Consider the following 12,330-nt stretch of genomic DNA (forward strand, 5'->3'; position numbering starts at 1 on the left):
GAACGCCTATGAATAAGCAGGATGCGTTACGGCAACTTTCGGAAGAAAAAGTACTCCCTTTGCTTGGTGACTGTCTTCAGGAGGCGGAGCTGGAGTTTTTGCATAACCGGCAGCGGCTGACGGAACAACTGAAAGCGTCTTTTGCTGCGTTATGCCGCCAGGCTTCCGACATGCAGCAGCGTTCGCAAAAAGCGCCGATCGCCTATATTCATTATTCCATGCTGCGCACCTCCTTGCTGGATCAATCCTTTACGTATTTGCTAGCGGCCGATTCGCGCGAATTTTATTTTGACGAGGCCGAGTGTGCGGTTACGTATGACGCCGGCTGGGCCTACCGGAGTTATTCGCGCCTTTTGGCCGAATTGGAACGGGAAAGCAAGAAATATATGGGGCTGCTGAGCGGGGCCGATGCGGAGCGGCTGGCGCTCGAGTGCGCTCCCGCGTTTGACCAATACGTCACCGCTTTATTGCGGACAGCTATGCCTGAACTCGTAAAAGTTCCCGAGTTTGCCGCGCTCGACAAAGCCGACCGGCTGCAGATCAGGACGGGGGAACTGATGGACCGGGGCGAGATATTGTACTGGGAGGAGAAGCAGGCGGGCGAGGCGGAAAAAATACAGGCTCTTCTCGAATCGGATGAGGGGGATCGCGGAAGGCTGGCTTATGCCCATTTTCGCAGCTTGTCGTTAACCGGGCAAAGCTTTAACGGAAAGAAGATGCCGTATTCCGATTTCAGCCGGGGCTACCTTAGTTTCTGCCGCTTTGTGGAATGCAACTTGGTCGGGACGAGTTGGCGGGGAGCAAACCTAAACGGGGCGGAGTTCCGCGGAAGCCTGCTTACCGACGCCGATTTTACCGATAGCGATCTGCAGGGCGCGGTATTCGTGAATATCGGCCGGCTGGAGCCGCTGGATTCCATTTACCGCCTGCCGGGACTGCTGGGCTTGCGCTTCGATCGGGCTAGGCTGGACGGGGCGGATTTTACTGCGGCGGGTTTAAACGGAAGGGTCAGCTTTCACGAGGCTTCGCTGGAAGGCACGCGCTTTCGCGCTTTGGACCGGGAGAAATTGGACCTGAGCGAGGAGCAGGCAGGATCGGTTCATTGGATCGAATAGAGAGGGGATGATGAGGCTGCCTGACTATTTTGTGATGAAAAACGATCCGCGTATAGCACATAAACCGGCCGTGCTGCAGATCGACTTGTTGAAGAAGCCCTTTCATGAGCTGCCGCCGGTACAGGTGCTGGAAGCCAGGCCGGACCCCGCGATGGAAGCGGTGGACTGGATCGCCGATCCGGTACCGCTTTACTCGGACGCGCTGAAAAATATTGCGGAGAAATACAACATATTTATCCGGTTCAAGAAGGTCTATATCGTTGATCCTTCATCCGGGAATGACCTGGTCTACTGGCTCGCCGATTATCCGTCCGTGGACGTGTTGTCGCCCGCTACGGAATACCACGTCCATGACGGGTCGGTGAAACGTCTGGTGCTGGACCGGGGCAAGCTGCGGGGGCATCACATCGTGCAGATTCGCGGACCGAGAAGGGGAGAAAGCTACCTTGCGATCAGCCTCCATGCCGCCGAGAGTTTTTTGCGCCGGGGGTTAAGCGGTTTTGTTTTGGAAAAGACCGAACTGGATGGAGGGTATGCTCTGTGACCGAATATTTGGATGAACAGTATTTGACGGCGTACAATCAGCGGCTGATGCACCGGAAGCTGACCGAGGCCGCCAACGACGATTCGTGGATGAGCGTCGGCATGGACGAATGTCTGGAAGGCCTGGAGCGGGGAACGATTGACTTGCGCGACGGACAAACGATCGGCGTCGCAGGGCGGAGCGCGTTGGGCGGACAGTTGGCGCTTTTGATGCCGGAATCGTTTCACCCTGACATTCCGATCGGGCAAGGGAGGCCGGATCCTACGCGTAGTTACTTTCTGGATCGCACGGCCGCCGCAGGCTTTGGAGTGAAATGGCTGGACATCAAGCTGGGTGAAGCGCAGCTGGAGGCGGTGCGCGATATGATGCTTACGAACAGCTTGTTTGCAAAACCGGAAATGAAGGTTCAGGGAAAGGGCGTTTACCCTGGGAAGAAGCAGCCGTTTGCTTATTATGAGGCGCTTTTTTTGGCGGGTGCCAAGCCCTTTTACCAGGTAGTGCTGGTTGGTTACTGTCAGCGTGAAATGGAAGGGAGCAGCGGAAAAGGATTGATGGCCAGTGTGCAGTTTCCTTTGCCGGAAGCGGGGCTTTATTATCCGCTTGCCTTTGCTATGGCGGGGGCGCTGCGCTGGGAAAAAGCCGAAAAGGAGGTCAGCCGATGAACCTGCAGCAATTATTAATGGCATACAGCTTCGGGGCGTTAAACGCGGAATATTCTTATGTGGTTCGGGGGGCCGAACTCGAATGCGATCGAGGGAATCGCCCGGGGGTGCTTAATTTGCCGCTCAGCCACGGCGTATATGTCAAAGGCAAGCCGGTGATGAATATTGCCGATTGCGTCTGCGGACCCGATGCCAACATTAGCAATGTGGGCGCTTTTGGCATGTGTAAATTGTTAAACAATATCTGCAAGCCGAAAATCGACTTCGGGTCGAAATGGACGGATGGCAAGGAGGATGTTCTGATCGAAGGGGAGCAGGCGCTGCTGAGCAAATCGACGCTGCGCTGCACATGTAAAAGCCCCGGGGGGATCATTACCATTACGAACGATGGGCAGGGCGGCTGATTTCGAGAGGAAAGGAGGGGAGGAACGTGGCTGCAATCACCGATAACGTCATTACATATGGGCAGTTAAAAATGATTTGGCCGTACGGCGCGCTTCGCCTGGTTGGAGTGGAAATGTGCCATTCGGCCGGGGAACATGCGCGGCTAAGCATTCAAGGAAGCGCCGATCCGGCTATAGAAGAGACGATCCTAAGGCAAACGAGTCCGGATGATTTGATCGAGCTTTGGCACACCGATGATGCGGGGCAGGATCAGCCGCTTTTTAAAGGGCAATTGTACGATATCGAAATTTCGAAGGCGATGGACCGGCTGGATATAAAACTGGAGGCGGTGTCGCACAGCTTCAAGCTGGACACGACACTCCAAAACCGCTCTTTTCAGCATGTGGGTCAAACCTACGTCGAGGTTATTCGCCAAGTGATCGGCGGGTATCCCGGCGCGGATATGATCGATGAAGCGTTTGACAAACGGGCGACCGGACGGTTTATCTTGCAGTATCAGGAGACGGATTGGAGTTTTTTGCAGCGTTTGGCTTCGCATGCCGGGGCGGTGCTGGTCCCGAATATTACGGCGCACCGGATTCAGTTCTGGGTGGGGCTGCCGCAAGGCCGGCGCCGCTTGAAACTGGAGAATGTCCCCCTCGTGTACGAGCGGAAAATGATTCCGCTGGCATCGTTAAGCGCTGCAAATGAAGCAGCTGCGGACGAAGAAGTTATTCGGCATACCGGGTATACGTTCGAATGGCCGGAAATTTTGCAGCTTGGCGATGAGGTGGAGTGCGGGGGAGTAACCTTTGCCATTTACAAACGCACGGCCCGGATGCGGCAGGGAGTTTTGACTTGGAGTTACGAGTGCGGACGTCCGGAAGGGCTGATCGTTCCGAAGAAATATAATTCCACGGTGATTGGCGCGGCGATCGAAGGGAAGATTTTGCAAATCAGCCGCAACCAGGTGCGTATTCATCTGGATATGGACGAACGGCAGGATCCGAAAGATGCCCAGTGGTTCCCTTATGCCGCCGAAGGCAGTCAGGTTTGGTATATGATGCCGGAAATCGGCAGCCGGATCAAGCTGTATTTTCCCAGTGCGGACGAGGATGAGGCGATGGTCATTCAGTCGGTGCGGATGGAGCCTGCTCCAGCGTTTAATCCTGTGGTTGGAGGAACCAGGGGTGCGTTACCTGCGGAGAGTTTGCCGGAGAGTCCGGCGGACAAATATGAGCGCAAAATGCAGGACCCGGGCGTCAAATCGTTCGGCAACCCGCAGGGCAAAGAAATCGTGCTCGGCGATGCGGACTTGTTGATCAGCGCACAGGAAGAAACGCTGTATATCGGGATGAACCAGTCAGGCGGAGTTCGTTTTCAGAGCTCGCTAAAAATAAACATCAGCACCGGGAAAAATTTGTTTTTGCGGGCGGGCCAGATCCGGGTGGAAGGAACGGACGGTCTCGATGTAGAAGCAAAGAACAGTAAGGCACAGCATAATGAATCCGCTGAATTCAGCGCGCAGAAGGTCGAGTTGGCCGGAAGTCTGCACCAAACGTATGAGAAGCTCTTGTCTCCGTTTGAGCAGGTGCTTAAGGAGAAAGGGGCGGCATATGCCGTCGGGGAAGTTGCCCTGAACAATATTGGGGCGACTTTAAAAGGGGAATGGGATGGAGCCGTAGACTTCGTTAAAGGTTTATGGAACACGGCCAGCGATATCTCGGACGTGCTTTTGACGCAGCAATTTGGAGATCCTCTGGTCAGATCATACTACGGACTGTTTACCGACGAAGAGGTCAAGCCGCTGGCGGAACGCAATGAGACGGTGAAATCGGCCATCAATACGGGACAATACGTACTGGAAGCGGTGACGTTTCAAAAATCGGTCCCCGAACTGCTGCATGATGGCGGAGAGACCTTAAAGGAATTCGTTAACCCGTTAGTCAAATGGTGGAACAACGGCTTGCCGAACCCGCTCACCGACCGGGAAGACGAGAGCTATAAGATTGGGTATGACTCGATTGAAGCTGCGGGTTTGGCGGTGGATATCGGCCTTACCGCTGCTGGAGGAGCTGGAGCCGCCAAAAAAGCGGCCAGCATGTTGAAGGCGAAAAGTGCGGCAGGCCGGGCCCTGGGGAACGCAGAAATGGGCGCGGCCGGTGCAGCCGGAGGCCTGGGGCTCGCAGGAAAATGGAAGTCATTTTTCACCGATGAACACGGAGTTCCCAATCTGGGGGACGGCAAGCTAAAAACCGGAAGCTTGAAATCTTTGGAGCAAGCGGCGGAAGCTTTTGAGGAAATCCTGGAAGGCCTCTCCCTAAGCCTGCAAGGCTGGATGAGCGGCATGGGCGGAAGACGCCTTGGCTTCGCAGGCAATGGCGGCGGAGGCCTAGGACGTCATTTTGAGGTGGAGTATAATAATGATTACCGGAAACATCATGGTGGCGGGGGAGATGAGAGGAAGGATAGAGGTAATAAAGAGAGACAGGAAGAGGAAAGACGGCGAAGAGAAGAAGAAAAGAAAGAGAAAGAGGCTGAGGGGACGGGTAATAATCAGAGACTTATTCCTGGAAGCCCAGGTGTAGTAACTGGGGGTAATTCGACCAAATTAGGTAAGAATATGATGGAGGAAATGGGATTAAAACGTTCACAAAAATGGTCTGGTTATCAGGCTCAACACGTTATTCCTTCAGAAATGAAAGACCATGCAGTTATCAAAAAAATTGGAATGGATTTTGACCATGCTTCAAATGGGGTTTTCCTAAGAGTACCTGACAACCAGATTAGTCCTATGGCTAGACATCAAGGATACCATTCCGTTTATAATGAAGTAGTTGAAAGGGCATTAAATCGAATGGATATTAACGAAAGCGTCGATGTATTACAAAAGCAGGTTTTTGATTTGCAGAAGAATCTTAGGTACCTTCAAGAAAAAGGATTGCCTCTCTATCCTAACCAAGGAGCAACAGTAGAACTTTGGGAACGGAAATTGAGTCAATTGATGAAGTAGCTCCATTATTGTGAAAGGATGGAAAATAATAATGAATAGCGAGGAATTACAGTATCTAAAAGAACTGTTATACAATGAAGATATTCATAGTATTCGTGAAGGAGTCAAAAAAATAAAGAATCCAATATTTCTACATATATTTGCCGCTAACTATAACTGGAATAGTGGACTTGAAGTTCCTAAGGCTATTCTGGACAATGAAAATTGTGACTTTGGAACTGGTTTACTAATGTTTTATCGTGCTGATGGTTATCGTTTACTTGAATCAAATGATGCTATTTCGGGGTCTTCTTTTGGGGAGTGGAAAGAGTTCATTAACAACTTGTACAAGAAATTACTTGATGGCAACTTCTCAGATAAGAGTATTTCTTATGCTCCTCCATTAACAAAAGTACAGGTTTTCAAACTGAGAAAATCAAACCCTAATATTCCCGATGTCTTATTGGATAAATCTCCTGGTAATGACGTGGAAATTCCAGTCCTCTAGTATATCATGGGTGGGGCTACCCAGTGCCGAATGAACCAAGTTTTCATGAATAAAGATGTACGTACTGAATGTCTGTAAAAAGTATACCTAATTTAACGTAATAGCGTTATGCGAAACAGGTCAATTATGGTCAGATACCACCATAAAAGACCTGTTTTTTGTTATCTTCGTTTTCTTACGGTTTTTTCAAGTTGGTTTTTGCTCCGAAAACTCGTAAGAATACGCTGAGAATTGAAGCCTACCGGAAGTCGCTTGTTTACTTTCGTCATTGGCTTAAACAATCCGGGACTTTGCAACCAAATCTAGTATGCTGAAAGCGAAAAATGCGGCAGGCCGGGCCCTGGGGAACGCGGAAATGGGTACGGCCGGTGCAGCCGGAGGCATGGGGCTCGCAGGAAAAATGAAGTCATTTTTCACCGACGAACACGGAACTCCGAAACTGGGGGACGGCAAGCTAAAAACCGGAAGCTTGAAATCTTTGGAGCAAGCGGCGGAAGCTTTTGAGGAAATCCTGGAAGGCCTCTCCCTAAGCCTGCAAGGCTGGATGAGCGGCATGGGCGGAAGACGCCTCGGCTTCGCAGGCAATGGCGGCGGAGGCTTAGGACGTCATTTTGAGGTGGAGTATAATAATGATTACCGGAAACATCATGGTGGCGGGGGAGATGAGAGGGAGAGAAGGAAGGGTTCGGATGAGAGGATCGAAAAAGTTGGTAGTCACAATAAATTAACAGAACCATCATTACCTAAAGGCTCAAAAGTTACAGATCAAGAGCTTAAGTTGTTCGATTCCAAGAGAAAAGATCCTGGATATGAAAGGGAGGTAGATACATTTAAACTCTTAAAAGCTGAGGGATATGATATAACACCGTTAAAAGAAATACCTGGTGGAAATGGCTGGGGAATAGCACCTCAATCAAACCCAGACTTTATAATAGAGGGTAATGTATTTGATTGTTATTCTCCTCAAGGTATCTTATCAGATAATAAGGTTAGAGAAATATACAAGAAAACGAAAAAACAAGCAAATAGAATAATCTTAAATCTTGATGACTTTAATGTTGATGATATAGGCGACTTAAAACAAGGAATACTGAGAAAAGCTAACCCTAATGGTGATTTGAAAAATTTGAAGGAGTTACTTGTTGTTAAAGATGGTAAAATAACAAGATGGTTTTGGAAAGGAGATTAAATTGGAAATAACGTATTATTTTAAAAACCATTTTCATAATAGAGAGGAAATTGAAAGTTTTCTTCTGCATCAGGTAAAATGCATTGCTGGATCCGAAGGGAATTTCAGCTTTACAAAGCAAGAAGAAAGTGAGGAAGGTGAAGAAGATGATTTGTATGTTAAATGTCCATTCTTCAGCTTCAGTACTTCGCTTTATGATGTGAATAACATTTCTAGGGTCTATGATCTCCATATCAATTATAGTTTGTATTGCAGTGTACATACAGATGGAGAAAAGAAATTTCTAGAGTTTTTAAGTAATATGCTTAAAAGTTGCAGTGGAGATGCTTTGCTATTAATGGATTCAGAATATAGAGTATTGGAAAGAAAAAGGAATGTTTTATATGCAGACAGCCACTTTTTTAATGATGATCATAAGGTATTAAATCTTTCTTATAAGTTGGGAGTATATAAAAATTTCGTGTTACGAGTCGAAGGTAGTTTTGCCAAAGAAGAAATCAAACTGAAAAGTCTAGAAATTTTAGAAGACTCTGAGAATGAAGACAAGGCTAGGGTAGTAGAAGATTCTGATGACTCACCTGGAATTACTATCGTTTGGGATGATTTACAAATACATGCTATTAAGGTTCGAACTGCAGTAAATGTAATGTGCGATCATATTTTTACTTCTGATGATGTTGCGAGGTTAAAGAAGATGTTAAGCTTTTTTAAAAGCGTTACTACCAGATTTGCTGGAGATTATCAATTAACGAGAGTGCAGGGGTATTGGAGGGGATATCGTAAAGAAAGTGTACTTTTAGAAAGAAAAAATGGCAGAGTAACCGTTAATGACCAAGAAGAGGAAGCATATTTGTTGTACGGGTTTAATTTTAATTAAATGACGCATGTATTTTAGTATAAGATGTATGCACAGAATTATATGAGAAAAATATACACAGTTTTAACAGAATAGCATTACTTGAACAGGTCGATTATGGTTAGAACCACCAATATCGACCGTTTTTGTTTAGGGTTATGGAGGTTTATAAGGGGATGGCTCTAGAATACTCACTTATGTTAGAGGATATGCAACTATCTAATACCATGATTATTAGTGAGGTAGAAAAAAATGAAACCAAGCAAATTCGATTACTTTTTCCCTTCCTAAGTACAGCGTCAATATCTGTTATGGTGGAAGTGGAAAGCCCAGGAAGAACTAAATGTCGTCACTGCATCATGAGGGAGAACGAATTCATGAAAAGGATCATTGTCTTTGACTTTGATTTTGGTGAAATAGAAATTATGGCAAGCAGTTTTAAAGAATATTTAGAAAAAGCGCTCCGTGAAAAATTGAATATATAGTTTTATCAAGTCTGTATCATGGAGTTGAAGTTATTCATAATGATGGAAATAAAATTCCAAAAAAAATAAGAGGTGATTCATATGGCGTGGCAATATCAAGATTTAATAGATGAATTCTATAGGGATGTCGAAAGGTGCAAAAAAGATTATTATAGTCACGACGAAGCAATAAAACCTTCAATATCACAAATGAGCGTGTAATCATCTTCTTTTTCATTTTTTCTATTTATTTTATAAATCAAAACAATACTCATTACCTCCATGATATATATCGTACAAACCAACGCAAGTACACATTCCTGGATTATTTCTCACTGAAGCATCAATAACACCTTGCAAGATCATGCATATTGGTACTAATGAAACCGTACTTTCCATATGCTTTAAAAGAAAAAAGGAGGGAGTGTAAAGCTAGTTGAAAAAAGTTAAGGTTAGTTTACAGCCCCTTGTAAGTAGGATAAATTTACCTACTGTTTTGAAAATAGCTATACTTCCGGGTGACTCCATTGAAAGATTATTTATTGCAACCCAGGTTGGAGAGATCTTTTACATAGGAAACGGAGTTATAAGGACTTTTTTGGATATTCGCCTACGAATCATAAAACTAGGCACTTCTAGAGGCGGATATGACGAACGCGGATTAGTAGGGCTGGCGTTTCATCCCGATTTTTATTATAACGGCCGGTTTTATCTTCATTATTCCGTGGCCGGAACACAAGGTCCGGGTGCTTTTCCTAAACCTTTTCAGCCTGACCCGTGTGATCCGGAAACTTTAAACTTACAGTGGATGAATAGGGAAACGCAATATGATCACATTGATACCGTTGAAGAATGGATTTTACAGCCGAATGGGCAACCTCAAAAACAACGGACATTGCTTAACATAAGAAGACCATTTTTTAATCATAATGGCGTTAATAGTTTAAACTTTTCACCTGAAAATGGAAAACTAATTTTAACAACCGGAGATGGCGGAGCGGGTTACGACCCATTTAATCTAAGTCAGGATGATATGGAAATCGCCGGAAAAATAATTGAAATCGATGTGGCTAAGCATACACTTATCGAAAATCCGCCTGTAGTCACACGTTTTAATGAACTTCCGTCACCTATTCAGGAAACGCTTACGGTAATGGCCAAAGGGGTCCGCAATATTCCGGGGGTTTCTTTTCAAAGGTTCTATAGTCAGTACATTAAATATGTAGGAAAGTCGGACAAGATTTGGTAGAGTCAATTTTTTCATTCACCCATTATAAACCCATACCGGTTACTCAGCTTATTCAAGCTTCTTTAATGAACGTTGAGCTTGACCCGGAAGAATTTATTAATTTTGGCTGGCGAGGGTGGGAAGGTGCTTTTCCGACTTCGATTATAAGAGATTGTCCCTCGAACCCGGCTTTGGATGAGAAAACAATCGCTTATTACGATGAAGCAGTACAAACTTCAGTGCGGCGTCTTCAGCCTTTAACCAGTTATTTTCATAAAGACCCCCGTCCCGATAAGTTTGGAGGAACTTCACTTACAGGCGTCCAGTCATATATGGGGAATGGAATCCCCGATTTGATGGGAAGCGTTGTGTTTACCGATCTTGCCCGAAAAGAAGAATCTCGACCTCCGGTTAATGGGGTTCTGGCTTACACTAGGATAAGAAATGATTGCCAACTAAATGATTTTGGTGTGATTGAAACCAATTGTAACTTTGGGTCTCAATCCGCTTATTATGTTAGTTTGGGGACGAATCTGGATCAGAGCAGGCTATATTTAGGGGTGCATAGCTCTATGAAAGTGACTGATTTTAATCAAGGTACTGTTTTTGAAATTGTTCCTTAGTCCGAATAATGGATAACCCAGAGCTCATAATTGATGAGTATGACTTTTATGCGCCGAGGAGGGAGGATCTTGCCTGGCGAAATATGTTTTGGGCGACAAGTACCGCAATGGCTAAAGATCCAACTCCGTTCTTCCTAATGTTGAACACGGGACAGCATATAGAGTGTTTTCTCCCATGGCTTGGACACGTATTAAAGGAATCATCGAAGATGTGGTAGGAGGGGGTTACCTAAGGTTACGATGGAAACGGACACATTTTTTTCCTTATTATTTATTGACCAATGTTTCAATAAACTATATCATTAGGAATATATGGTTGATAATTCCATTGTTGAACAAAGGAGGTGTTCGTATGAAGCCGGCAAGCACGATTCGCTCTCAATTGGAGAACTATTTAAAAAACAAGAAACTCTCGCTTAATCAGTTCACCGAGCTTACAGGGATCAATTCCGGGACGTTAAGCGGGATCATCAACGGCCATCGTCCCATTGCCATGCAGCAGCTTGACCGGATTACGGCGGGAATGGGGTTGCCCGAAGGTTATTTTTACGATTTGTATGTTGACGAGTGTTTCTTTCAGGCCGCGCCCGACTGGCGCAGATTAGGGCCCTTCTTGCGGCGGTGCGCCGAATTGAACAAGCTGGACTGTATCGAGCGGTCAATACGCTTAATGTTGGACAACCTATCTTACATACCATTGCTTTTTCACTTGGCCGAGCAGTTTTTTCATGAAGGCCAACGAGAAGCGGCCATCTTGCTGTACGAAGCGGTAGCGGAAGGTGAACAGAAGCAGCATTCCGAACGGCTGGCGCTGTGTCAATACCGGTTGTTCACGTTGCGGCTGTCTAAAGATCAGAACCGGAATTTATTGTTGACCGTGCAATTTGAGCCTTTTGTCGACCGGCTGGACGAGCCCTATCAACTGGATGCACTGAATGATTTAATCAATGTGTTTGGTTCATTACGTCACTGGGAAAAGGTCAAGGAATTAGCTGAAAAACTGAAAATAAAAGCGACCATTCATTATGAGTTAAACGGGAGCCAAAAATCACCGGAAACCCAAAAGCAGATTGTTTTTTACATTTTGTATTCCTATTTGGTATTAGGTGCAGCTCATTTTTTTTAAAAGATTATGAGAAGGCACTATATTACGTCTCCTTGTATACGGATTGCAGTTGGGTCAAGAACCCTACTGAGGACGAGAAAGCAGTGATTGAGCAGTTTCAGGAATGGGCTGAGGGCAACCGTTACATGTATCAATTAGTGTCCGGGAAAGTTGAGGTTCTGCCGGAATACGAAAAATATATATCCACCCGGGAAAGCGAAATATTCGCCGCTTTATGCGAGATCGTGATTGCGGCAAACCGGTTCAATATCAATATTGATTTCGTGCTGGAGAAGTACAAGCCTTATTTCGATTACCGGGAACAGCACTCCCGTATCAAGAAAATTAGCGAGCAATACACCGATGATCGATATACAAACTTATTAGCGGGACTGGGACTGTATTATCTAAACAAAAATGATTTTGGTCGAGGACTGAGGTATATTCTGGATAGTTTTGCGTTTGCTATAAAAATACACAATGGAGACGCAATGCTGAAGTGTGTCGAGTTATTTGGCCAATATCGGAATGTTGCTTCCGAAGCGATGAACCGGGAGTATAAAACTTTACAAGAGAAAGTTGGCTATATGGATAGCTGCATGTAGTTTATTGCGTCATTATCACCACGAATATTCACGGATTTGGTTGATATCAAACTTT

General features: G+C 45.9%; 11 protein-coding genes and 1 pseudogene. All 12 read left to right on the forward strand.

What is annotated here, in order from left to right:
• The first annotated feature begins 8 nt into the window (after nt 1-8).
• The 12 genes and pseudogenes from NYE74_RS18295 (at nt 9) to NYE74_RS18350 (ending at nt 12,275) form a co-directional block, all read left to right on the forward strand.
• Nucleotides 9-1,115 (forward strand): pentapeptide repeat-containing protein, encoded by a 1,107-nt coding sequence (locus NYE74_RS18295; protein WP_341005064.1) that lies wholly within the window; start codon nt 9-11, stop codon nt 1,113-1,115.
• A gap of 10 nt (nt 1,116-1,125) precedes the next feature.
• Nucleotides 1,126-1,659, forward strand: coding sequence for a hypothetical protein (locus tag NYE74_RS18300; RefSeq protein ID WP_051985415.1), 534 nt, complete (start codon nt 1,126-1,128; stop codon nt 1,657-1,659).
• Nucleotides 1,656-2,321 (forward strand): hypothetical protein, encoded by a 666-nt coding sequence (locus NYE74_RS18305; RefSeq protein WP_036622606.1) that lies wholly within the window; start codon nt 1,656-1,658, stop codon nt 2,319-2,321. Before NYE74_RS18300 ends, NYE74_RS18305 begins: the two co-directional genes overlap by 4 nt.
• Entirely contained in the window at nt 2,318-2,725 is a 408-nt protein-coding gene (locus NYE74_RS18310) for a DUF4280 domain-containing protein (protein ID WP_036622608.1), read from the forward strand. Before NYE74_RS18305 ends, NYE74_RS18310 begins: the two co-directional genes overlap by 4 nt.
• Before the next feature lie 26 nt (nt 2,726-2,751).
• Nucleotides 2,752-5,718: an AHH domain-containing protein gene (locus NYE74_RS18315; RefSeq protein ID WP_124331996.1), complete on the forward strand. Its 2,967-nt coding sequence runs from the start codon at nt 2,752-2,754 to the stop codon at nt 5,716-5,718.
• A 31-nt stretch (nt 5,719-5,749) separates the two neighbouring features.
• The gene (locus tag NYE74_RS18320) at nt 5,750-6,205 is read left to right on the forward strand and encodes a DUF4274 domain-containing protein (RefSeq protein WP_036622610.1); all 456 of its coding nucleotides are present in this window, start codon (nt 5,750-5,752) and stop codon (nt 6,203-6,205) included.
• 355 nt (nt 6,206-6,560) lie between these two features.
• A complete protein-coding gene (locus tag NYE74_RS18325) occupies nt 6,561-7,394 on the forward strand; it encodes a CdiA C-terminal domain-containing protein (protein ID WP_341005065.1) in 834 nt (277 codons plus the stop codon).
• A gap of 1 nt (nt 7,395) precedes the next feature.
• Nucleotides 7,396-8,271 carry a hypothetical protein gene (locus NYE74_RS18330; RefSeq protein WP_036622612.1) on the forward strand — a complete coding sequence of 292 codons (876 nt, stop codon included), beginning with the start codon at nt 7,396-7,398 and terminating at the stop codon, nt 8,269-8,271.
• Between the two features lie 155 nt (nt 8,272-8,426).
• Nucleotides 8,427-8,735 (forward strand): hypothetical protein, encoded by a 309-nt coding sequence (locus NYE74_RS18335; RefSeq protein ID WP_036622615.1) that lies wholly within the window; start codon nt 8,427-8,429, stop codon nt 8,733-8,735.
• Nucleotides 8,736-9,150: 415 nt separating this feature from the next.
• Nucleotides 9,151-10,565, forward strand: a pseudogene (locus tag NYE74_RS18340) (PQQ-dependent sugar dehydrogenase).
• A gap of 352 nt (nt 10,566-10,917) precedes the next feature.
• Nucleotides 10,918-11,691, forward strand: coding sequence for a helix-turn-helix domain-containing protein (locus NYE74_RS18345; RefSeq protein WP_341005068.1), 774 nt, complete (start codon nt 10,918-10,920; stop codon nt 11,689-11,691).
• A gap of 83 nt (nt 11,692-11,774) precedes the next feature.
• Entirely contained in the window at nt 11,775-12,275 is a 501-nt protein-coding gene (locus NYE74_RS18350; protein WP_230876978.1) for a hypothetical protein, read from the forward strand.
• The last annotated feature ends 55 nt before the right edge of the window (nt 12,276-12,330 follow it).

Source organism: Paenibacillus sp. FSL P4-0127 (genome assembly GCF_038007325.1).
GTDB classification, from domain to species: Bacteria; Bacillota; Bacilli; order Paenibacillales; family Paenibacillaceae; genus Fontibacillus; species Fontibacillus macerans.